The 22,896-nt window shown below is 47.0% G+C and carries 21 protein-coding genes and 6 tRNA genes; 22 read left to right on the forward strand and 5 right to left on the reverse strand.

Features of this window, described 5'->3' with window-relative positions; all coding sequences use genetic code 11:
• Positions 1 to 49 precede the first annotated feature (49 nt).
• The 10 genes from DCM90_RS07750 (at position 50) to DCM90_RS07795 (ending at position 6,176) form a co-directional block, all read left to right on the forward strand.
• Positions 50 to 122 (forward strand) — tRNA-Thr (locus DCM90_RS07750).
• Between the two features lie 296 nt (positions 123 to 418).
• A complete protein-coding gene (locus DCM90_RS07755; protein ID WP_109251080.1) occupies positions 419 to 1,873 on the forward strand; it encodes a peptide MFS transporter in 1,455 nt (484 codons plus the stop codon).
• A 70-nt stretch (positions 1,874 to 1,943) separates the two neighbouring features.
• Entirely contained in the window at positions 1,944 to 2,786 is an 843-nt protein-coding gene (locus DCM90_RS07760) for a metallophosphoesterase (protein WP_109250805.1), read from the forward strand.
• A 48-nt stretch (positions 2,787 to 2,834) separates the two neighbouring features.
• A tRNA-Tyr gene (locus DCM90_RS07765) sits at positions 2,835 to 2,917 on the forward strand.
• A gap of 8 nt (positions 2,918 to 2,925) precedes the next feature.
• Positions 2,926 to 2,997: transfer RNA gene (locus DCM90_RS07770), tRNA-Gln, on the forward strand.
• A 107-nt stretch (positions 2,998 to 3,104) separates the two neighbouring features.
• Positions 3,105 to 3,187 (forward strand) — tRNA-Tyr (locus DCM90_RS07775).
• 10 nt (positions 3,188 to 3,197) lie between these two features.
• Positions 3,198 to 3,269 (forward strand) — tRNA-Gln (locus tag DCM90_RS07780).
• Between the two features lie 151 nt (positions 3,270 to 3,420).
• Positions 3,421 to 4,224: a pyrroline-5-carboxylate reductase gene (gene proC / locus DCM90_RS07785; protein ID WP_109250806.1), complete on the forward strand. Its 804-nt coding sequence runs from the start codon at positions 3,421 to 3,423 to the stop codon at positions 4,222 to 4,224.
• Between the two features lie 78 nt (positions 4,225 to 4,302).
• Positions 4,303 to 5,448, forward strand: coding sequence for an N-acetylglucosamine-6-phosphate deacetylase (gene nagA / locus DCM90_RS07790; protein WP_109250807.1), 1,146 nt, complete (start codon positions 4,303 to 4,305; stop codon positions 5,446 to 5,448).
• Positions 5,449 to 5,474: 26 nt separating this feature from the next.
• Positions 5,475 to 6,176, forward strand: a complete 702-nt coding sequence (locus DCM90_RS07795; protein WP_109250808.1) for a GntR family transcriptional regulator — start codon at positions 5,475 to 5,477, stop codon at positions 6,174 to 6,176.
• An 83-nt stretch (positions 6,177 to 6,259) separates the two neighbouring features.
• Here the strand turns inward: DCM90_RS07795 and DCM90_RS07800 are convergent, their stop codons facing one another.
• Entirely contained in the window at positions 6,260 to 6,994 is a 735-nt protein-coding gene (locus tag DCM90_RS07800) for a WecB/TagA/CpsF family glycosyltransferase (RefSeq protein WP_109250809.1), read from the reverse strand.
• Positions 6,995 to 7,129: 135 nt separating this feature from the next.
• Between DCM90_RS07800 and nadE the strand changes: the two genes are divergently transcribed.
• The 8 genes from nadE (at position 7,130) to DCM90_RS07840 (ending at position 14,728) form a co-directional block, all read left to right on the forward strand.
• Positions 7,130 to 7,957: an NAD(+) synthase gene (nadE, locus tag DCM90_RS07805; protein WP_109250810.1), complete on the forward strand. Its 828-nt coding sequence runs from the start codon at positions 7,130 to 7,132 to the stop codon at positions 7,955 to 7,957.
• 8 nt (positions 7,958 to 7,965) lie between these two features.
• Positions 7,966 to 8,400 (forward strand): hypothetical protein, encoded by a 435-nt coding sequence (locus DCM90_RS07810; RefSeq protein WP_109250811.1) that lies wholly within the window; start codon positions 7,966 to 7,968, stop codon positions 8,398 to 8,400.
• Between the two features lie 178 nt (positions 8,401 to 8,578).
• Positions 8,579 to 10,747 (forward strand): Tex family protein, encoded by a 2,169-nt coding sequence (locus tag DCM90_RS07815; RefSeq protein ID WP_109250812.1) that lies wholly within the window; start codon positions 8,579 to 8,581, stop codon positions 10,745 to 10,747.
• Between the two features lie 15 nt (positions 10,748 to 10,762).
• Positions 10,763 to 11,224, forward strand: coding sequence for a SprT family protein (locus DCM90_RS07820; RefSeq protein WP_109250813.1), 462 nt, complete (start codon positions 10,763 to 10,765; stop codon positions 11,222 to 11,224).
• An 80-nt stretch (positions 11,225 to 11,304) separates the two neighbouring features.
• Positions 11,305 to 12,186, forward strand: a complete 882-nt coding sequence (gene thrB / locus DCM90_RS07825; protein ID WP_109250814.1) for a homoserine kinase — start codon at positions 11,305 to 11,307, stop codon at positions 12,184 to 12,186.
• Positions 12,187 to 12,247: 61 nt separating this feature from the next.
• Positions 12,248 to 12,332, forward strand: a tRNA-Leu gene (locus tag DCM90_RS07830).
• Positions 12,333 to 12,574: 242 nt separating this feature from the next.
• A complete protein-coding gene (locus DCM90_RS07835; RefSeq protein ID WP_109250815.1) occupies positions 12,575 to 14,002 on the forward strand; it encodes an MATE family efflux transporter in 1,428 nt (475 codons plus the stop codon).
• A 105-nt stretch (positions 14,003 to 14,107) separates the two neighbouring features.
• Positions 14,108 to 14,728, forward strand: coding sequence for an HAD family hydrolase (locus tag DCM90_RS07840; RefSeq protein WP_109250816.1), 621 nt, complete (start codon positions 14,108 to 14,110; stop codon positions 14,726 to 14,728).
• 146 nt (positions 14,729 to 14,874) lie between these two features.
• On the opposite strand, the gene DCM90_RS07845 is transcribed toward DCM90_RS07840, so the two are convergent.
• Complete coding sequence (locus DCM90_RS07845; RefSeq protein WP_109250817.1) at positions 14,875 to 16,092, reverse strand: LCP family protein; 1,218 nt, start codon at positions 16,090 to 16,092, stop codon at positions 14,875 to 14,877.
• A 276-nt stretch (positions 16,093 to 16,368) separates the two neighbouring features.
• Here DCM90_RS07845 and DCM90_RS07850 point away from each other — a divergent pair, with 276 nt between their 5' ends.
• From DCM90_RS07850 to DCM90_RS07860, 3 genes are all read left to right on the forward strand, one after another.
• A complete protein-coding gene (locus DCM90_RS07850) occupies positions 16,369 to 17,403 on the forward strand; it encodes a DMT family transporter (RefSeq protein ID WP_109250818.1) in 1,035 nt (344 codons plus the stop codon).
• Positions 17,404 to 17,554: 151 nt separating this feature from the next.
• On the forward strand, positions 17,555 to 18,229 hold the full coding sequence (locus DCM90_RS07855; protein ID WP_109251081.1) for a 2,3-bisphosphoglycerate-dependent phosphoglycerate mutase: 675 nt from the start codon (positions 17,555 to 17,557) through the stop codon (positions 18,227 to 18,229).
• 95 nt (positions 18,230 to 18,324) lie between these two features.
• Positions 18,325 to 19,584: a serine hydrolase domain-containing protein gene (locus DCM90_RS07860; protein WP_165815253.1), complete on the forward strand. Its 1,260-nt coding sequence runs from the start codon at positions 18,325 to 18,327 to the stop codon at positions 19,582 to 19,584.
• 130 nt (positions 19,585 to 19,714) lie between these two features.
• Here DCM90_RS07860 and DCM90_RS07865 read toward each other — a convergent pair whose 3' ends face one another.
• The 3 genes from DCM90_RS07865 to DCM90_RS07875 all read right to left on the reverse strand — a co-directional run bounded on the left by DCM90_RS07865 (position 19,715) and on the right by DCM90_RS07875 (position 22,205).
• A complete protein-coding gene (locus tag DCM90_RS07865; protein WP_165815254.1) occupies positions 19,715 to 21,049 on the reverse strand; it encodes a C1 family peptidase in 1,335 nt (444 codons plus the stop codon).
• Between the two features lie 161 nt (positions 21,050 to 21,210).
• Positions 21,211 to 21,894: a ribose-5-phosphate isomerase RpiA gene (rpiA, locus tag DCM90_RS07870; protein ID WP_109250821.1), complete on the reverse strand. Its 684-nt coding sequence runs from the start codon at positions 21,892 to 21,894 to the stop codon at positions 21,211 to 21,213.
• Positions 21,891 to 22,205, reverse strand: coding sequence for a GNAT family N-acetyltransferase (locus tag DCM90_RS07875; protein ID WP_109250822.1), 315 nt, complete (start codon positions 22,203 to 22,205; stop codon positions 21,891 to 21,893). Before DCM90_RS07875 ends, rpiA begins: the two co-directional genes overlap by 4 nt.
• 133 nt (positions 22,206 to 22,338) lie before the next feature.
• Here DCM90_RS07875 and DCM90_RS07880 point away from each other — a divergent pair, with 133 nt between their 5' ends.
• A complete protein-coding gene (locus DCM90_RS07880) occupies positions 22,339 to 22,884 on the forward strand; it encodes a dCTP deaminase/dUTPase family protein (RefSeq protein WP_109250823.1) in 546 nt (181 codons plus the stop codon).
• Positions 22,885 to 22,896 lie beyond the last annotated feature (12 nt).

A 22,896-nucleotide genomic window follows, 5' to 3' on the forward strand; every position in this document is an offset into this window, starting at 1 on the left:
TCGAGTCCGCCTGTCGGAGTTGTGTTGTCTCACCTATATAGGTGTATTTGCCGGCATAGCTCAGTTGGCAGAGCGTCGGTATCGTAAACCGAAGGTCGGGGATTCGAGGTCCTCTGCCGGCATCTAAATGGTCTGGTTCTTATGGAACCGGGCCTTTTTTGTATTATGGTGAATGTATGAGAAGGACTATTTAAAAATAAGAAAGATCTTAAAATTTTGTCATTATACGTTCATTTTATTTTTCCAGATTATTGCATTGATGAAAAGCATGCAGTATAATTACTACTATGTTTTAATTAGAAGTTGATGAGCGTAACTAAAACTCAACCAACAAAAGTGAATACGAGAGCTTCACTTGTAATTAAAGAGAGACAAGTCTGGAGGTATTTTTTTGCAAAACCAAACGAATAAAAAAGACATGGACCATGCCTTTTTCGGACAGCCTAGAGGTTTATCAACGCTGTTCTTTACTGAAATGTGGGAACGTTTCAGTTACTACGGGATGCGTGCGATCTTACTGTATTACATGTACTACTCCGTATCCAAGGGTGGATTAGGATTTAGCCAGTCCACGGCCATGTCTGTTATGTCGATCTACGGTTCGATGGTGTATCTCTCCTCTGTTCTAGGCGGTTACATGAGTGATAGAATCTGGGGAGCCCGACGAACTGTTTTCTACGGTGGAATACTTATTATGTTCGGGCACATTGCCCTTTCAATTCCTGCTGGTAGTCTGACGCTGTTTATATCCATTCTACTGATTGTTTTAGGAACGGGGTTATTGAAACCTAACGTTTCTGAAATGGTGGGGGGCCTTTATCAGCCTGGAGATCCCCGGCGTGACTCTGGGTTTACGATCTTTGTTTTTGGGATTAACTTAGGTTCATTAATTGCACCTTACTTAGTTGGTTGGTTAGGGATGAGTTATAACTTCCACTTAGGGTTCTCCCTTGCCGCAATTGGAATGTTCTTTGGGTTAATCCAATACTACCGCGGAAGCCGGAAGTACTTGAGTAAAGATAGTCTGTACCCGACCGATCCCTTAGAACCAGGTGATTTTCGTAAGTTAATGATTGAAGTTACTGTGGGTGGAATTGGGTTAATCCTGGTTCTAGCTTTAATGGCTGTCATGGGTGCTTTAAACATTACGAACTTTATTTCACTGTTAAGTGCGATTGCCATTCTAACCCCAGTGGTTTACTTTACAATCTTCTTAACGAGTAAGAAGGTTACGCCAACTGAACGATCACGGGTTTGGGCCTACGTTGTCCTGTTTATTGCCGCAGCTGTTTTCTGGGCAATTGAAGAACAGGGGTCTTCAGTGTTAGCGTTATTCGCTGCTGACCAGGTTAACAACAACCTTGGCTTCCTGCACATTCAGCCGGCCTGGTATCAATCGTTGAACCCACTGTTCATCTTAATTTACACGCCGCTGTTTGCTGCGTTATGGGCACGCTTAGGCCGTAAGCAGCCAAGCTCACCGGCTAAGTTTGCCACGGGGATGTTATTTGCCGGAGCCTCCTTCTTCTTGATGGTCGTTCCAGTTACTTTGTTCGGTGCAGGAACTAAGGTTAGTCCCCTTTGGCTTGTTGGTAGTTGGGCACTCGTTGAAATTGGGGAAATGTTAATTTCACCAATTGGGCTGTCTGTAACGACTAAACTAGCTCCCCGAGCTTTTAGATCCCAAATGATGAGTATGTGGTTCCTAGCCGACTCCGCTGGACAAGCGGTGAACGCCCAAATCGTTAAATTTTATACCCCAGGTAATGAAGCGAATTACTTTGGTTGGGTCGGAATTGTTTCCGTTGTTGTCGGAATCATTCTATTTGCCTTAGTTAAACCAGTTAAACGTCTTATGGATGGCGTTAACTAACTCAATTAGTTTATAATGAAGCTCTCCTAGTGTTAGGCTAGGGGAGCTTTTGTTGTAGAGGAGGGTCATCATGAAGGTTGCATTAATGAGTGATTTACACTTTGACGTTAATGGGATCAGTCCCGAAGAAACGTTGAACCAGCGGGCTGATTTTTTGGCCGCCCAGGGTGTTCAGTACGTCATAAATGGTGGCGATACCTATAATAGCTTTGAAAAAACTATTACCTATATGGAACGATTGCAAGCAGCTCTCCCAGATGCTAAGGTTTACTTTATCGCGGGAAACCATGAGATGGTTCATGATGTTTCATATGAACAATTAGAAAGCCCGTTGAGTGACCTTTATCTGCATCATCGGTGGATTGATATTCCCGGGACTGACTGGCGGATTATTGGGAATAATGGGTGGTATGACTATGGGTTTGCCAGTAATCTGGTGGGTCGTGATTTTGCCCAGTGGAAACGGGCGTTCTGGATTGATTCATCGATTGAACAGCCAATGACCGATCCCGAAAGGATGGCCATTGTATTGCAGCAGGTTGAAGGTGACTTAAACTTGGCTCAGTTAGCGCACAAGCGCGTGCTGTTTGTCACTCACTTTGTCCCGGATGACCACTATATTCGGTATACGTCTGACAATCGCTTTTGGAACATGGCGAACGCGTTGATGGGCAGTCCGAGGATGGGGGTTCTGCTTAGACGGTATGGCACTTCTGTGGTTTTATTCGGGCATATGCATATTCATCCTGAGCCGCTTAAGATTGATCAAACGACATTTTATGATCAGGCATTAGGTTACGGAACGTCACGGTTGCATGAATGGCAACAGCCAGATTTTATGACAGAGTGGCAAAACCGTTTGAAAATAATTGACCTCGATAAAAAATCAATTAAAAGGGTTGACGAAATTTGAATTTTTATGTATTATTATGAAGTTGATTCGTTACGGCGATTCATTTTCGGAGGGGTAGCGAAGTCTGGCTAAACGCGGCGGACTGTAAATCCGCTCCTTCGGGTTCGGTGGTTCGAATCCACTCCCCTCCATTTATTATTGGGCTATAGCCAAGCGGTAAGGCAACGGGTTTTGGTCTCGTGATGCGCTGGTTCGAATCCAGCTAGCCCAATTGAGTAAAAGTAATCATAATTGTGATTGCTTTTTTATTTTTTTCTTGACGAATGACGTAATGTTCGATATGATAATATAGTTGATTCGTTACGGCGATTCATTTTCGGAGGGGTAGCGAAGTCTGGCTAAACGCGGCGGACTGTAAATCCGCTCCTTCGGGTTCGGTGGTTCGAATCCACTCCCCTCCATTTTTATTATTGGGCTATAGCCAAGCGGTAAGGCAACGGGTTTTGGTCTCGTGATGCGCTGGTTCGAATCCAGCTAGCCCAACTAAGAACCAGTCACGGTGCGTGACTGGTTTTTTATTTGTTCAAAATTGACAAGCGGGTCAAAGTTCGTTAGAGTCAGTTTAATAATAGTGAAGTTAATTCAATCGATGGATTGATGTCATTGATGAGTGATAAAGTCGGGAGGAACCAAAATGAAAATTGGGTTCATTGGAGTCGGTGCTATGGCGAAAGCGATTATTCAGGGACTGCTTAACGCCAAAACATTTATGCCGGCAGATATTGTCATACATAGCGCCCACACAGAAAACTACGAACCATATGCTAAGGCAAACGGGCTTACCGCAGCCAAAAGTAACCGGGAAGTCACGGAGTTATCGGATCTAGTCGTCGTGGCCGTCGTTCCGGAGCTGACCCGGGATGTTTTACGTGAGGTAACCGAAGAACTACACGATGGCAAAAAGATTCTCATTTCGATTGTGGCGGGAATTACCCTGGATGATATGGAAAGCATTGTGGGTTATGATTTCCCAATTCTTCGGACGTTACCCAACATTAACGTTGAGGTCGGTTCCGGAATGACCGCGATTGCCTATAATGATAACCTGAAGGGCGACGATTTAATTCGGTCCATCGGGGTCTTTAATGCGCTTGGAGAAACGACTAAGGTACCCGAAGACCAATTTGACGTTTTTTCGGCTTTAGCTGGGTCATCGCCAGCGTTTATCGATCTCTTTATTGATAGTATGAGCCGAGCGGGTGTGAAGTACGGATTTAATAAGGAGCAGGCTACTAGAATTGCGGCAATGGCTACCTTAGGATCCGCTAAGATGATGCTAATGTCCCATAAAATTCCGTTTGATCTCATTGACCAGGTTTCCTCTCCAGGTGGTCGGACCGTCAAGGGAATTTTAGCCATGCAGGAGTATGGCCTGCCGACTGCCGTTGTTAAGGGAATCGATGCGACAGTAGGGACGGAACCTGAGGATAAAGATTAGGATGACCACTTGTTTTGATGGTCTATACCGATTATAATGGGGGTAGATCAGGATAGAAAACACGAAGGAGTGGGATCAATGAGTATTGTTTATAAGCATGTGACGGTTTACACCGGTGAAGAAGTCATTAAAGACGGATATCTTCGATTTGGCGAAACGATTGAGGCGGTGGGGCCAATGAAGGATTATCAGGCACAAGCCGATGATGAAATCCGGTATACCCCGGGTAAAATTATCGTGCCCGGCTTCATTGACGTTCATACCCACGGTGGGTATGGGTTTGATAGCATGGATGGGGATGCTGAACAAATTGATACCATGGTGGATCAAGCCATTCATGAGGGGACGACGAGTATCTTCCCCACAACCATGACTCAATCTAATGAGGCCATTGACCACGCGATGACGGGGATTCGCGATGCCGCAGAAAAGAATCCCGTGATTCAAGGTGTTCACTTAGAGGGTCCCTTTATTGCTTCGATTTTTAAGGGGGCCCAGCCGGAACAATACATTAAGGATCCTGACGTTGCACTCCTTGATCGGTGGAATACGTTATCGGGTAACCGGGTTCGGTTAATTACCTATGCGCCAGAAGATCCTGGTTCCCAGGCCTTTGAAAGTTACTGTCTTCAACATGATATTGTGCCATCAGTGGGTCATTCAAATGCAACGCGGGCTCAACTGCTACAAAGTAAGGCGACGCACGTTACCCACCTCTATAATGCGCAACGGGGGCTGCACCACCGGGAACCGGGGGTAACGGGTCATGCGATGCTGGAAGAGAATATGTACGCTGAAATCATTTGTGACGGCTTCCATATCGTACCCGATATGATTAAGCTGGCCTACGATCAAAAGGGTCCCCACCGACTTGAGCTGGTGACGGATTCCATGCGGGCCAAGGGAATGCCAGAGGGCGTTAGTGAATTAGGCGGCCAAAAGGTTATCGTGAAGGATAAGCAAGCACGATTAGAGACCGGTAACTTAGCCGGCTCGGTTTTAACGTTTGTCGACGCCTTTAAAAACGTGATGGACTTTACGGGTTGCAGCATTGAAGAGGCGGTTTGGATGAGCTCCGTGAACCAGGCTAACGAATTTGGGTTAACGCATAAGGGTTACCTCCTACCCGGCAAGGATGCGGATTTAAACGTCTTCTCAGATCATTTAGATTTAGAAACGACCTTTAGTTTAGGTCGCGAATTTGACAACACACAAAAAGATTAGTCTAGCTGTGGAAAGGGTTGAATAACATGGGTTCACCGATTTACATTCAAATTCATAATGATATTAAGCGCTCAATTGAAGCCGGTAAGTGGGCAATTGGCGATCGAATTCCTTCAGAACGGGAATTGGCACATCGGTTTGGTGTGAGTCGGATGACCCTCCGTCAGGCCATTCAAACCTTAGTGGATGAAGGAATTCTTGAACGGCTAGTGGGGTCGGGGACTTACGTTGCCAACCAGAAGGTTCAAGAAAAGATGTCTGGGGTCACCAGTTTTACGGATGTTATGCTGGCTCAGGGGAAAAAGCCTTCCAGTACAACAATTTCTTACCACGTGATGGCACCCTCCCTTAGTGAGCTCGAGAAGTTAGGGCTAAAGGAAAACGAACAGGTGCTGCGGATGGAACGGGTTCGTTACGGTGACGACGTTCCGATTTGTTATGAGGTGGCGACCGTTCCGGCTAACCTAGTGGAGGGACTAAGCAAGGCGGAAGTAACGAGTTCGCTGTACCACGCCCTGGAAGAAAAGAAAAAATTAGTTCCAGGGAAGGCCCAACAAACCGTTTCAGCCATGTCAGCCTCCGAACGAATTGCGGATTATCTCCACATCAAACGTGGCGATGCGATTCTTCGGCTGCGTCAGTTGACCTACCTGCAAGACGGACGGCCCTTTGAATACGTTCGGACCCAGTACGTTGGGGAACGATTTGAATTTTACCTCGAAAAGTAGCGGGGATAAATCCGGACAATGAAAATTTGATACTAAAATAAAACCAGTCCCAACCAGAGAAGTCTCTCTGTGTGGGACTGGTTTTATTTCTTGCTTCGGTGTTCCTTCTTAACGGCCATTAAATACTGGGGTAGCACGAGATCACGTTTGATCCGCTTGGGTTCTTTTAGCATACGATAGAGCCATTCCAGGTGGTGATTTTGCCAGAACTTTGGGGCTCGTTTGACGGCGCCCACCAGAACGTCAAAGCTGCCGCCGACCCCCATCCATAGTGCAGCCGCTTCGTGCCGGTGATCCATGATAAATTGTTCCTGTTTAGGAAATCCGAGGGCCACAAAAACCATGTCGGGGTTGGCATCGTGGATTTGGGTGGCCACGCTCGCCTCGTCGGTAAAGTAGCCGTCTTGAAGCCCCGCAATTTCTAACCCGGGATACTGGTCGGCTAAGACCGACTTCAGTTTGGCAATCACAAAGGGTTTAGCCCCGACAAAGTACACCCGTTTATGCGTCTGGCTGCCCCAAGTAAGAAGGTCAAGCATGGTATCGTAACCCGTAATTCGGTCTTTTAGGGGCGTGTTTAGGATTTCTGCCCCCTTGATGATTCCAATTCCGTCCGGAGTAATGTAGTCAGCGGTGTGCAACCGGCGCTGGTAATCGGGGTGAGCCTGGGCGTACATCACAATTTCAGGGTTAGCCGTTACCACAAAGGTATTCTGATGGTGGTTAACCCGTTCCTCTAATACCTGAACAAAGTCATTTTGAGTGGCTTTAATAAAGGGAACGTTTAAAATGGTAATGGTAGGAAATGACTGAGGCATTTTTACGGTTCCTTTCTGTTGGTTACAAGGGTTTACTTTATCATACCAGTGTCTTGTTAAAAATGCCTACCCGTTTTTAGGTAAAAAAGTGCTATGATCATTAGGAATGACTTGAAACCAAATGGAGGCTGTCTCATGCGTGAAATGCAAAAACAAATTATTGGGGCGTTAAAGGTCCAACCAACGATTAACCCGGAAGAGGAAATCAGGCGCAGCATTGATTTTATGAAGGCGTACCTCACTAAAAATTCGGGATTAAGAAGCCTTGTCCTTGGAATTTCGGGGGGCCAGGACTCAACCTTAGCAGGTAAGCTAGCTGAAATGGCCGTTACGGAGTTAAGGTCTGAAACTGGGATTGAGGATTATCAATTTATTGCCGTCCGACTCCCATACGGGGAACAAGCAGACGAAGCGGATGCTGAAAGGGCCATTGAGTTCATGGCGGCCGATCAAATTGCAACGGTCAACATCAAACCAGCAACGGATGCAATGGTTATGGCGGTGGAGGTGACTGGGCCAACGGTCAGTGACTTTAACAAGGGAAACATCAAAGCCCGCCAACGGATGATTGCCCAGTACGCGATTGCCGGCGAATGCAAAGGGGTCGTCATTGGAACGGATCACGCCGCCGAAGCCGTTACCGGGTTTTATACGAAGTACGGTGATGGGGCCGCTGACATTGCCCCGCTATGGCGGTTGGATAAACGTCAGGGCCGGGCAATGCTTCAGGTGCTGGATGCTCCGAAGGACCTTTACGAAAAGGTCCCTACGGCGGACTTAGAGGAGGATCGTCCTGCGTTACCCGATGAACAAGCCCTTGGGGTTAGCTATCACGACATCGATGATTACCTTGAGGGTAAGCCCGTTAGCGACAAAGCGGCGGAAACGATTGAAAATTGGTACCGTAAAACAGCCCACAAGCGGCATTTAACGATTAACGTCTACGATAATTTTTGGAAATAGGTGAAAAAATGACTCAAACAAATGGTGCACAATACTTAAACGTCCTCTCACAGGTTTTGAAATCAACCGAAGACACCGCGACAAAAATGAACGGCGATTTTCAAAAACTACGGAATGCTTTGGATACTGGTACGGAACATGATATTAGTACCTCGGAGTATGAAGCAATTAAGACGACCTTTCAGGACGGTACGGACGTTTACGAAGGCGATTTAAATCGGTTAGCCGGGGCTCAGGCTCCCGTTCGGGTACTCGGCAAGCATAAGCAATTAGTTGCAGCTTACAGAGACTACACAGAAGCCTGCCAGGCGATGGTAAATAGTTTAAACCCAACGGAACAGACGGTTGATAAAGCGGCTTTTGATGCCGCTGAACAAGCACAAGATGCGGCTATGCAGAGAGTCAATGCGAATACCCAGCGGATTATGATGACGGCAATGTAACTTAAACGGGCTAGTTAGCCACGGTTGATCATGTTGGATCAATTGGGCTAGCTAGTCTATTTTATTGGTTCGACCTTTTTTCGTCAGGGGCCGCCGGTTTCACGAATCTATCAGTGACGGGTAGGGAACATGGTATAATAGACCTAACAATTTTTGGACGGGATGTGGCATTAAGTCAATGGAAAAGCACATGGTTCAGTCGGTTAACCGGTCGTTACCGGCCTATCAGGAACGCCAGATTTCAGCGGTGTTACAGTTATTAGAGGATGGGAATACCGTGCCCTTCATTGCCCGTTACCGGAAGGAACGGACGGGATCGTTGGATGAAGTGGCGATTCGTGAAATTGAGGATGAGGCAACGCGGTTAACGAAGTTGGAAAAGCGGAAGGCTGAAGTTTTAAAGGCGATTACGGAGCAGGGAAAGCTGACTCCGACGTTAACTAAGCAGCTTCAGCAAGCAGAGGTCATTCAAGCGGTTGAAGATTTGTATTTGCCGTACAAACAAAAACGGCGGACGAAGGCAACCATTGCGGAAGAGGCGGGATTACTGCCGTTTGCTAACTGGTTATTAAAGTTTCCTAAGTCGGATCTTAACACCGAGGCGGCCCGGTTTTTGAACCCTGAAAAGGATATCACGACCATTGAGGATGTTTTTGCGGGAGCCCATGAAATTTTAGCAGAACAAATCGGTAAGGTGGCAACGTTTCGGGATTGGATACGGCAGTATACGACCAAACAGGGCCAGTTAGTGGCCAAGGTTAAACGCGGTGGGGAAGAGAAGGATGAACAAGGCGTTTACGAAATGTATTATTCGTTTACTCAAGCCGTGAAACAAATCCCTTCGTATCGGATTCTTGCAATTAACCGGGGGGAAAAGGCCGGAATTCTTTCGGTGACTATCGATATTGATCCAGCGTCAATTATTCAGTACGGCCACTTCCGGCTGATCGGACATAAAACAGGACCGGCTGTCCCATTGATTGAAGCAGCGTATGAAGATGCTTACAAGCGGTTTATTGGTCCTGCGATTGAGCGGGATCTTCGGCATGAGTTGACTGACCAGGCGGATGAACACGCCATTACAGTATTTGGCGAAAACCTGTTTCACCTCTTGATGCAGGCCCCGATGAAGGGCCAGGTCGTCATGGGGTTTGATCCCGCTTACCGAACGGGCTGTAAACTGGCCATTATGGATCAGAACGGTAAATTTATGACGAAAATGGTGATTTATCCGCACAAACCCGCCTCTCAGGCTAAGCGGGCCGCCGCTCCCGAGCAGCTAAAAAAGTTAATTGAAGATTACCACGTTCAAACCATTGCCATTGGAAACGGAACCGCTAGCCGAGAATCAGAACAATTTGTGGCCGACGTCATTGCCACCATCGATCGGCCCGTCTATTATGTCATTGTCAATGAGTCAGGGGCGTCCGTCTATTCGGCCAGTCAGGTAGCCCGGGATGAGTTCCCGGACTTTAATACCGAAGAACGTTCCGCTGTGTCGATTGGTCGTCGGTTGCAAGACCCATTAACGGAGCTGATCAAAATTGACCCTAAATCCGTTGGGGTGGGACAGTATCAGCATGACGTACCCGAAAAGGAACTCGATGCCCGGTTAGATCGGGTGGTCGAAACCGTGGTCAATCAAGTTGGGGTTAATGTTAATACGGCAAGCCCTGAGCTGCTGACTCATATTTCGGGCTTAACGAAATCTACGGCCCGTAATATTGTGGGGTATCGGAATGAACACGGGAGCTATCTCGATCGGGCGGCATTAAAATCGGTTCCGCGCCTAGGACCTAAGGCTTACGAACAGTCAGTTGGGTTTTTACGAATTTTAAACGGGGACGAGGTACTTGATAATACGGACATTCACCCCGAAAGTTATGGTGTGGCGCGGCAAGTTCTTGCAGTCGTCAACGAAGATGAAACTGCCGTGGGGTCAACTAAGCTAGCCGCCCGATTAGATCAGTTACCGATTCAGCAGACGGCCGAACAGCTTCACGTTGGTGAAGCGACCCTCAAAGATATTATTGATGGACTATCACGTCCCGGGCGGGATGTCCGTGACACGATGCCGGCACCACTGCTTCGGCAGGATGTCCTAACGATGGCCGATTTAAAGCCTGGTATGATGTTACAAGGGACGGTCCGCAACGTTGTTGACTTTGGGGCCTTTGTGGATATTGGGGTCAAGCAGGATGGGTTAGTCCACATTTCTCAGCTAACGGACCACTTCATTTCGGACCCTGCAAGTGTCGTTGCGATTGGTGATATTGTCACTGTGTGGGTTCAAAGTGTGGATGAAGACCGCCACCGAATTCAGCTTTCCATGGTAGAACCCAAGTAGTAGGGAAGGGATTACATGACAGAAGAACAACTGCAGCTGTTGGTTGAACAAGTTTCAATTGATTACTTTCACCGGCCGTTTAAGCATCGGGCACTGTGGAATGGGCGCTTAAGAACAACGGGCGGGCGTTATCATTTGAATGACCACCACATTGATTTGAACCCTAAAATGCTGACGGACTTCGACCAGGCGACCTTAGTTGGGGTGATTAAGCATGAACTGTGTCACTATCACCTTCATTTGGCCGGTTATTCGGGTAAACATAATACCCCCGAATTCAAACGGTTATTAAAGCGGGTTGGGGGCAGCCGATACGCTCCCAAGCCCAAGGACACTGACAGTCAGATACCGCACTTACGGTATGTTTGTCAACGGTGTGGTCAGTCTTACCTTCGTAAACGACACATTAATACGTCCCGCTACGTCTGCAGCCGGTGCCACGGTCAGTTACGGTTAGATTCAAAGGCAGCTTCGTAGTCTTTGACAACCTGCAATAAATTCTTTACGGTAGAGCCAAGAAAAGAATGAATTTAGAAGTTAGTAAGGAGAAGACGATAATGGGAAAAATTATTATCCGGGTACCCGCAACCTCAGCAAATTTTGGCCCTGGTTATGGATCGATTGGGCTAGCTCTTCACCTGTATTTGACGGTGATTATCGAGGAAGTCACGGAAACTTGGCACGTTAACCATGCCTTAGGGGACGGTATTCCAACCGATGAACATAACTTAATTGTTCAGACCGCCCTAAGAATCAACCAGAATTTAGTGCCCCATCAACTGACCATTATGTCTGATATTCCCATTTACCGGGGATTAGGCAGTTCCATGTCGGCAATTATTGCTGGAATTAAGGTTGCCAATGCCTTGACTGAACACGACTATACCCTGCAGGAACAAATGGATTTAGCAGCTAAACTAGAGGGCCACGCTGATAACGCCGGGGCAGCGCTACTTGGCAGTGCGGTAGTATCAGATTTTGATGGCACGGATGCCCACGCGGTCAAATTACCATTTCCAGATGAGATTCAAGCGTTGGCTTTTATTCGAGCTCAGGGGGTAGATCAGAAGGCCAAGGATGAGGCCACCCCTAAGACGCTGCCCTTTGAGGAAGCCGTTGAAACGAGCGGGGCTGCGAATATGCTGGTGGCGGCCCTGGAAACTGGACAGTGGGCGATTGCAAGCCGAATGATCGAACGGGATAACTTTCACGAAAAGGCGTTAGCGGATTTGGTTCCGGAATTGGATATGATTCGCGAAAAGGCCCATGAATTGAATATTTATGGAACTTACCTGAGCGGAAATGGGCCCACCGTTATTACATTGGGCACTGAACCACAGCTGACGCAGCTGCGGCAAAAGATTAATATGCTTGACTTACCGGGAAGTATTCGACGGTTAACCATCGATCGGGATGGGGCAACCACGATTAATGAATAAAAATTAAAAAAGGGGTTGCGAAACCCGGAGCCGTTTGCTATACTAATTCTTGTCAGTTAACGCGGCCATGGCGGAATTGGCAGACGCGCAAGATTAAGGATCTTGTCCGCATTATGCGGGTGGAAGTTCGAATCTTCTTGGCCGCACTTGATATTCAAAATGATTCAGGGTAGCTAGTTTAACTAGCTACCCTGTTTTTTACGACTGAATTTGGTCTTGTGATTTGGAAGTCACCGTGTTAACATACAAATCACGTCTTTATGAAAGCAAAATGAAAACGCCGATAATGAGGGCTTGATTACCGGAACTATTGGCGGCTGAGTTTCGGTTAAGTTGACCGGAACTCAATTTTTACTGTCCAGGATCTTTTAAAGGGAAGGGAGAACACGTGCAAGATTTAACCCGGGGAAATCCCCTCAAACTCATTTTTTTATTTACGATTCCACTCTTAATTGGGAATCTATTTCAGCAGTTATATAACGTTTCGGATACGATAATTGTTGGCCAGACGCTGGGGGTCAACGCACTTGCGGCGGTGGGATCAACGGGATCCATTAACTACCTCATTATCGGGTTTGCCCAGGGAGTTACCGCTGGATTAGCCATTATTACGGCGCAGCACTTTGGGGCGCGGGATGCAAAGGCCGTTCGACGGTCCTTTGCGACGAGCATTACGATTTCCGTCGTAACCACGATTGTTCTGACTATCTTGGCCCTGACCTTTGTGGATCCCATTCTTCGGCTCATGCAGACTCCAGCGGCCATTTATCAGGATGCTCGGACCTTTATTAGCATTATTTTCGGTGGAATTTTCACTTCGATGGCGTTTAACCTCATGAGCAATGCGATTCGGGCGTTAGGGGACTCGAAAACACCACTGTTTTTCTTAATTATCGGTTCCATTGTCAATATCGGTCTGGAGTTACTATTCATCTTAACCTTTCATATGGGGGTAGCCGGTGCGGGTTACGCCACCGTTATTTCACAAGTGGTTGCGGCACTACTCTGCGTGATCTACATTATTCGCCGGGTTCCAATGCTGCACGTTCGGTGGCGGGATTTTGTCCCGGAAAAGCAGGATATGTGGCTGCACTTTTCAACTGGCCTGCCAATGGGATTTCAATCATCCATTATTGCCATCGGCAGTATGGCCATGCAGGCCGCCCTCAATACGTTAGGCACTAACTCGGTGGCGTCATCAACCGCAGCTAGTAAGATTGATCAGGTGATGACCTTGCCGATGATGTCATTTGGCATTACCCTGGCCACGTACGCTGCCCAAAATTTTGGGGCCGGCAAGTATAGCCGAATTATGGCGGGGGTCAAACAGACACTGATTCTATCCGGAATTTTTAGCGTGGTGGGCGGTGGACTGGAAATTATTTTTGGCCAGGCAATGGTTCGGTTGTTTATCGGCCACTCTGACCCGGCCGTTCTGTCGTTATCACAGACGTACTTTAATATCATTGGCGGAACCTACTTGCTGCTTTCCACGTTGTTCATTATTCGCTATAGTTTGCAGGGGTTAGGCCGCCGGGTGTTACCAACTCTGGCAGGAATTGCCGAACTCCTCATGCGGATTTTTGCAGCACTTGTGATGGTTAAACTGTTTGGGTATGCGGGAGCGGTCTCAGCAGAACCCTTAGCTTGGCTGGGGTCGCTATTAATTTTAATTCCGTCTTGGGTGAGCGCCGTCCACCAGTTAAATAATTTACAGCGTGAGGTCGATATCGTGGCGGATCGTGATGTTGTGGTTGAACCACAGCTAGCGGATGAAAGACCGGCTACTAAAGTTAATAAAATTGAAGAAGTGTAATTGATTAGACGACTTGCCTGAGAAGGCAGTCGTTTTTTATTTTCCGGGCTTGCACTTTTACGCTAACTCCCTTACGCTAAAGAAAAACCCAAAGGTGTTGAAATCATGAATAACTTTATTTTTGATGTTGACGGAACGTTAATGGATACCGAATACATGTATATGCAAGCGTTAAAGGATGTTTTAGATGAACGGGGAATGGATTTGACCTATGAGGACATTGCTAAGACGTTTGGAATTACGAGTCGGGATGCACTGAAACAATTGGGGGTGACGGATCTAGACGATGTCCTAGTCGAATGGAACGACCAGACCAAGCGGTATCAAGATCGTGTCTCGCTGTATGATGGAGTGACGGATGCGCTCACGGTATTGAAAAAGGCGGGGGCTAGCTTGGCCATCATGACTTCTAAGCCGCGCGTTGACTTCGAACGGGACGTTCAGGCGATTGGTTTAGATCAATACTTTAGCGAATGCATTGTGGCTGAAGATGCTAAACGGGGAAAACCCGCTCCGGACCCCATCAACGTGGCTATCGAACGGTTAGGGGCGGATCGGAAGCAAACGATTTACGTTGGTGATACTGCGTATGATCTGCAGGCAGCCCATGCCGCAAAGGTTCAGTTTGGCTTGGCTGCTTGGAACGGCCAAGCGGTAAACCCCTTAATGCTGGCCGATGAAATTTTTAAAACCCCGCAGGCAATGGTGGAGTTATACCAACGGTAGCAGACAGGTACTAAGGCGGCCTTTTAAGCAAGCCGGTACGGAATTCGAATCACGACCACAACCAAAAAGCAGTCTAACCTGATTCGATTGACTTTTAATGTCAATCGGTAGGGGTTAGGCTGCTTTTTTACTGGGTTTAGAGGACCTTAATAAGCGCCGGTCGTTGACTGCTGGGTGTTCTGATTTGGTGAATAGGTGCCCGTTGCTGGTTGGTTCGTGGTGGAACCGGATTGATACTGACCACTGGTCGTATCCGATTCTCCCGTGGATGATGAGGCGGAAGAATCGTCACCATACTGGCTCGTAATGGTTTTATCATCTAAGTCTAGGTCGCCACGGATGGAATTAGAAACTCGTTGAAGTTCCTTGATGGTCGCAATTTGGTAGGAGCTCCCATTAATGTAGGATTCAGAGCCCTGCAACGTTTGGGATTGCATGTGATGGCTGGCATCGCCATACTTAGTCCGAATCGAAATCATATCGTTAAAGGACATATCCGTTTTGAGGTTACCATCGAGGGACTTCAGGATGGTTTGAAGCCGGGTAATTGAGGAAATATTAATGGCCTTAAGAGCGAGCTGCTTAATGACCTGTCGTTGCCGTTTTTGCCGACCATAGTCCCCAAGGGGATCTTCATCCCGCATCCGAGAATAGTTTAACGCTTGCTGACCGTTTAGATGGGTTTTTTGACCCTTTTTGACGTTGACATCTTCGTATTTAAAGGTTAGGAGGGGGTTAACGTCGATTCCATCTACGGAATTGACCATTTTTTCAAGCCCACCCATATTGATAAGCACGAAGTAATCAATGGGAACCTTCAATAGGTTTTGAACGGTCTTCATGGTGCCGGATGCGCCCGCAATCGGGTAGGCGGCATTAATTTTTTCGTAGTCGTTGTCGGTTCCTGCAATCAGGACCCGGGTGTCCCGTGGGATACTAGTTAGGGTAACCTTTTCCTTTTGGGGATTAATGGTGGCAACGATAATGGTATCCGTCCGGGTTACAAAGTTTTTCCCTCGTCCTAGGGCGCCCCCATCGGTACCTAGTAGTAAGATATTGAAAGGCTTGCCACTTTTAATGACGGCGGACACGTTCCGCGATGTGGAACCGGTTCCCTGATAGGTAGTGGAAAACGTGTTTTTTGCGGATTTATAAGACGAATAGGCGTACGATAATCCACCAAAGCTAAGCACTAATAGCATCAAGACCACCGTCCAAACCATTGGGCGGTGGGGATGAACGTAGGTGGTGTCCGATTGTTTTTCGTGTGAATGTGGCTGGGCGTGCCGTGCACTTCGACTTTCGTACACCGGTTGGAAATCTCTGGCTGGTTGTTTGGGGTCGTTCTTGTTATTATTACGCATAAAATTCCTCTATCCTCTAGGTTCTCAGTGCTTGAATAAATAAACTCATGACTAACGTCTCATCAAACGATGAGTTATCAATGGGTTGGCTAAATTGCCTTAATTATTTAATTAGAACATAATTTCAAAAGCCAGTAAATCTGTTCATCAGGAATTTAAGCAAAATGAAAAATTCATTGGTCGATGCCGCCTAGGTTTTTAGTAAAAAAAATTGTGCTATAATAAAAATATTATATTTGATTAACTAATTTTTACTAGGGAGCTGAAAGTGAAGTTTTGAAAAAAACGATTATTTACATTATATTGTCAACGATTATGTTTAGCTCAATGGAAATTGCCTTAAAGATGGCTAACGGGGCGTTTAATCCTATTCAGCTCAATTTAATTCGATTTTGCATTGGGGGCATAGTTCTGCTGCCAATTGCCCGTCAGGCACTAAAAAGCGGTTCTCGAAGATTAACCTTAGCGGACTGGGGACTCTTTTTCATCACGGGTTTTGTTTGCGTCATCGTCAGTATGACCCTCTACGAACTGGCGATTATGAACGATGAAGCGTCAACGGTGGCCGTTCTATTTAGCTGTAACCCAGTGTTTGCGCTCATCTTTTCGTACTTAATGCTACATGAGCGGCTGGGACGGGCCAACCTGATTGCTGTCGTGGTTTCCATAGTTGGTCTGGTGGTCATTGTTAATCCGGCCCACCTAACGAACCTGTTTGGGATGATGCTAGCGGTTTTGTCCGCACTGACCTTTGGCTTTTACAGTATTGTGTCCCGGTACGGTTCCTTGAAACGCCATCTAAGTGGTACAGTTATGACGTGTTATACCTTCATTGCGGGCACCATTGAATTATTTTTATTGGTATTACTGACGCATGTATCAAGTATCGCTAACTGGATGTCGACTGTAAGCGGCCTGCGTGAGTTTGCCAATATTCCCGTCTTAAAAAACGTGTCCCTGCACTATTTTTGGCTGCTATTTTTTATCGGGGTCTGCGTTACCGGGGGCGGATTTGCCTTTTACTTCTTGGCCATGGAAACTGCGGGTGTTTCAGCAGCCTCACTGGTTTTCTTTATTAAACCGGCGTTAGCTCCCGTATTAGCGATGGCGGTTCTTGGGGAGAAAATCAGTTTAACAACAACGGTGGGAATCGTGATTATAGTACTTGGTTCGATCATTACCTTCATGGGGAACCGGGTTAAAACCAAGGAGTCACAATTGGCGACGCGAGAAGCCAAATCCATAACCATTCCGTCATCCGGGTTACAATCTCGCCAGATAAAGCACGGGAAAAATCAGGTGCATAATTAGTGTCTCAGGTTGGGATTTTTCGGGCCCGCAAAGGAGATCGTTGCAAACTTCGATTAATCTTAATTGGGGTGAGCCACGATCTCCATTTTTGTTTCGATGGGATTAAATAGTGGTATGATAAATGCAATTAAACGGAACGGGGTGGTTCAGCATGGTCAATCTAGTGATTTTACGGCACGGAGAAAGTGAAGCCAACCGAGATAATATTTTTACGGGTTGGAGTGACGTCCCCCTAACGGACCGGGGAGTTTATCAAGCTCATCAGGCCGGCAAAAAAATTGCTCAAACCAACCTCCAATTTACCCACGTTCATACGTCGATGCTGCAGCGGGCCATAAAAACAGCGGATATTGTATTAGGCGAATGCCACCAGGATTGGCTGCCGCAGACTAAGTCGTGGCGGTTAAATGAGCGCCACTATGGTGCACTCCGGGGGCAGAATAAAGCGGCCGTTAAACAACAGGTGGGGGAAGCCCAAGTGCAAGAATGGCGCCGAAGCTTTAAAACGGTGCCACCGCTTTTAACGTGTTTGAGGCAGGATCGGCGGTATGATTCGTTTGGTCCGCATATTGAACCGCGAGGGGAAAGCCTGGAAATGGCTTATGACCGGTTGATGCCGTACTGGACCGATTGCGTGGCACCCCGGTTATTGGATGGTCATAATCAACTGATAGTGGCGCATGGGAGTACACTTCGAGCTTTAATTAAGTTCTTAGACGGGGTAAGTGACGCCAACATCAGCCAGGTCGAGGTGGCAAATGGAGTACCAATCTGCTATACCTTTGATGAACACTTAACCGTTGTCAAGAAAACTAAAATTCAATAAAGCGTTAAGAATGAAAGCAAATGTTTCGGTTCGAAAAAATTTCATTGTATAATCAAGCTAGTAGTAAAATCCAGAATGAATTGGGGATCAGGACGGTGAAAGAAAAAAAAGGACGAATGCATTGGCGGGGACTAGTGGGCGTGGGAATTATGGCGCTTAGTATTTTAGGAGTAGCGGGATGTTCTACCCAGTCCCACCAGTCACCGGTTCAACAAACGAAATCGGCCATTAAGGAACAGGCCGAACAGGTCAAGGTCAATCAGTCCACCGACGATAAACTTGAGGTGCTAGCCAAGAATAGCCAGGCTAAGCTGAAGAAGACAAAAAGCAAGTATAACGATGAGGTGACGGGGAAGTCAGCACCTAATATGACGGCCAAACTTAACCGGGCCCTCAACCGAAAACATTTTGTGGGTACCGCCTTGGTGGTAAAGAACAATAAAGTAGTTTTCCAAAAGGGTTACGGCTACGCTGACTACGGCTTAAAACGTAAAAATACGGCAAAGTCGTTATATCAAATCAACTCAGTCCAGAAGTCCTTGACGGCGATTTTAGTGATGAAGGCGGAACAGAAGGGGCTTTTGTCGCTGGATGACAAGTTGAATAAGTATTACCCTCAACTAAAAAATTCGGATCAGGTCACCCTAAGGCAAATGCTGGACATGCATTCTGGAATTACTGGAACGGTGAGTTCATCTAAGGCCCTCACCGAGGATCAAATGGTGAACTACGGGGTTAAGAACGCCACGGTTGATACTAAGCGAATTGGGCAGTGGTCGTATGCTCCCATCAACTATTTAATTTTGTCGGGAATTCTGACTAAGGTTACCCATCAGTCGTACTATAAGTTGTATTACAACACCTTAATTAACCCGTTAAAGCTCCATTACTCTGGTTTTATGGAACTCGATAATGAACAGAAAACGGGAACTAAGGGCTATGGGGGACCTTTAATCCGGGACTACCAGAATCCTAATACGGAGTCACCAGCGACCCTGGATAGTTTACTTGGCACGGGAAATGCTTACATGTCCGATGGTGATCTATACCAAGCCGAACGGGCAGTGGTTACTAACCAGATTGTTTCTCAGGATGCCGCAAACAACTTGCATGGAGTTGGAACTGACATTAACTATGCGGGCGGCCTTTATCGGATGAAGGATAACTCCGGGTACTATTCCCACGGGGTCGGTAACTATTATGAATCTACGGTTGCAATTTCACCCGATGGGAAAGATGCAGTCGTGTTGATGTCGAATTACTTTGAAAAACGGATTATGGATCCTGTCTGGTCGACCGAACAAACGGCGATTGATACCTATAAGGAAATTCACGAACAAAGTACACTTAACTAGGCGTTAAAAAAGGATCACGACTAATTCGATGGGCATATCGAATTGGTCGTGATCCTTTTTAACGAGCTAAATTTCAAGCGCAATTTCGTGGGTGGCCTTAGATTTAACGGATTTACTTCTAGGTGGTGATTTAGGCCAAGGCGCCCATTGGATCCCATGGTGCTAAGACAGTTGGTTGTTCAGTTTCCTGAATTTTACGAATGTCTTCGGGAAGGAATTTTTTGTTAACCACAATTTGGTAACAGTATTGATCCAACCAGGCGTCACTCATGACGAAAAAGCCTTTGGTTCCGACCTTTTCACCCCAACTGTTTTCAACCTTCCACTTAGTCGGCTGATCATCGATCAGATCAACCCCGGTTAAAACCATTGCGTGGGTCATCAGGCTTTGGCCGTAGTCCAGCTGTTGGGCTTTGCTAAGTGAAAAATCGATGTCAAACAGGTCATCTGGGTTGTAGTAATCGAGGTCCATAATTCCCTTTTGTCGTTCGGATTCCTTACCAACGTCACAGCCAAACCAGACGGATTCACCCGCCTTGAGTTGCGCAATGGCTGCCTTTTTGAAGTCTGAAATTGCGAGGTTGAGGTGCTTAACTTCACGTCCCCCAACGACGTTACCAAGCATTTCAACCGTATAAGTATGGTTGTATGGTTTGTCAGCAGTTGGCGCGTTAATAATTGAAACGTATTCGCTCAGATCCCAGCCGATGTATTTTTGGTAGAAGCTTTGCGGGGTTAAGTTTTGGTCGAGGTGGTAATTTTTATCGGCGTCCCGGTACTCAAAGTCAAATTCGGTAACGGGTTCTCCGAGGGTATAGGCGAGCAGACGGTAAATTTCGTTTAACATTTGATCCTTGGCGGCCGAAAGATCGGTGTCAGAGGAACCCTGGCTCACTAATTCGCGGAGGGCAGTCGCGTCCTTACGCAACTTGCGGTTTAATAGATCATTTAACTCGCTGGATTTATTGCTATTGTAGGTCTCGGGCATGACTGAGGCCGGCACGACACCGTACTTGGCAACAATTGCGCAGAGCATATCCCATTGACCACCGTCCTGTTGTGGAGTGGTCATCAAAAAGTTGACCTTACGATCGGTCAACGGGAGGTTAGCCGTTTTAATGACGTTTTCGTAGAAGTAATTTGATTTTTCAAACTTATCCCAGAAGTATTCGTAGTTTTGGGATAGTTCAAAGTCCTTAAGATCAAACAGGTTGGCCATGTGGTGCCGCATGGTGTTTAAGGCGGCAAACATCCAGCAGCGGCCACTTTGCTTTTGGTTGGCGACCTTTCCCGTATCGAGGTCAATTGAAAAAACGGGGTCCATGTTCGCTTCGGAGGAGAAGTCAGCGCTCGTTGCTAAAATGCCCTGGTGGGTAACTGCCCGTTCAAGGACCTTTGACTGTGGCTTGTTCGTTAGGTTTTGTTGGTAAGATGCAATTTGATCCTGATTAATTGCGTTACTCAATATCATCACGCTCCCTTTGAAGGTTTATTGTACGCTATTTTAAAAGATTTGTGATAAGAAAATGATAATTTTCTCATAAATATAAAATGGGTGCTTGAACCTAAAAAGGTCAAGTGACTCAAGTAGGCTTGAGTCACTCAACCTTTAGTCGGATGGGTTAATTAATCACGGGCACGTAAAACTTCGGGTCCGTCTGACCGACCGACAATAACGGTGTTGACCATGTCCAAGAAGAGGCCATGCTCAACGACACCAACAATGCCATCAAGTTGAGCTGCTAACTCATGGGGGTGATCAATTTCGTTAAGGTGCAGGTCGATGACGTAGTTTTCGGAATCGGTCATCACGTGGCCGGTTTCAGTCATCCGGAAGGTTGGGTGTAAGCCCATGTCGGTTAACTTTTTCAAAACGTGGGTGGAACCGAACGGAATGACCTCTAAGGGCAGGGGGAACTGACCTAACTTATGGACCATCTTGCTTTCGTCAACAATCCACATGTTCTTAGTGGAGTTGATGGCAACGATTTTTTCCCAGAGGTGAGCTGCACCGCCACCCTTAATACCCTGGAAGTTGTCATCAATTTCATCGGCACCGTCGATGGTGAGATCTAAATGGTCAACGTCATCTAGGTTTCGAACGGTAATCCCTAGTTCAGCTGCCTGCTGGGCCGTTCTTTCGGAGGTTGCCACGCAGACGAGGTTCAGGTGTTCATTTGCAACCCGCTCACCAAGGGCGTCCACCATGTAACGAACGGTACTTCCCGTTCCAAGGCCGAGGTACATTCCATCTTCAACAAATTTAACGGCTTCACGGCCGACTTGTTCCTTTAACTGATCTTGATTCATTTGCTTACTCCTTCTTTTCCACTCTTAGTGAGGGCAGCGGGGGACCAAAGATCGACCGGCGACTCTGGGTGCTTGGCTAAGAACCGCTTGGTGTAGGGATCCAACACCTTAAGCTGGATATGGTGCTGGTTAGCTTGCAAAACCAGGTGGTTAATCAACCGGTCTGACAGATCAAGGGACTGGCCGGGACGCACAAAGGTGTGTTCAATCACCCAAACCCGATCTGACAGGGGGATGTAGGTGATTTCCGCGGCCAGGTCCCCCGTCTCGGTGGTGATATAATCCCGGTTGTGATCCTCTATAATTGTCATAAATTATCCCTCGCTTTTATCACTATCCCCTTTAGTGTGAGGGATTAATTCAGGCTTGTCAACCGTGGAAGGGGAATATGATATGATAGGCCTTAGCAGAAAAACAGCTGGATAATCTTAAGGAGTGAATAGGATGAAAAAACGGGGATTCGAAGTCGTTTCTAAGTATGCGGATCAACAATTAACCTTACCCTACCGGAGTACGAAGCAGGCGGCTGGGTATGACTTTGAGTGTGCGACCGATACTGTGGTCCCATCAATTTGGAAGTTAGGCTTTTTACGGGCGCTGCACCTGATTCGCCACCAGAAACCACTTGACGGCGACAAACTTAAAAGTGCTCAGGCGGATTTGAAACCCCGCCTCGTTTCAACGGGGATAAAGGCTTACATGCAGCCGGATGAGGTGCTGCTGTTAGTCAATCGGTCAAGTGGGCCGCTTAAGCATAGCCTAGTGCTGCCAAACGGCATCGGAGTAATCGACGCCGACTATTATAATAATGCAGCTAATGAGGGTGAGATTTTCATCCAATTGATGAACTTTGGCCTCACGGACCGGGTCATTAAAAAGGGCACGCGAATTGGCCAGGGAATCTTCATGCCTTACCTTAGTGCAGATGCCGAAAGGATGCCGCAAGCCGTTCGCAGCGGCGGATTTGGGTCATCCGATAAGAAGTCCTAAAGGCCTGATAAG

It is taken from the genome of Levilactobacillus bambusae (genome assembly GCF_003124125.1).
Classification (GTDB): domain Bacteria; phylum Bacillota; class Bacilli; order Lactobacillales; family Lactobacillaceae; genus Levilactobacillus; species Levilactobacillus bambusae.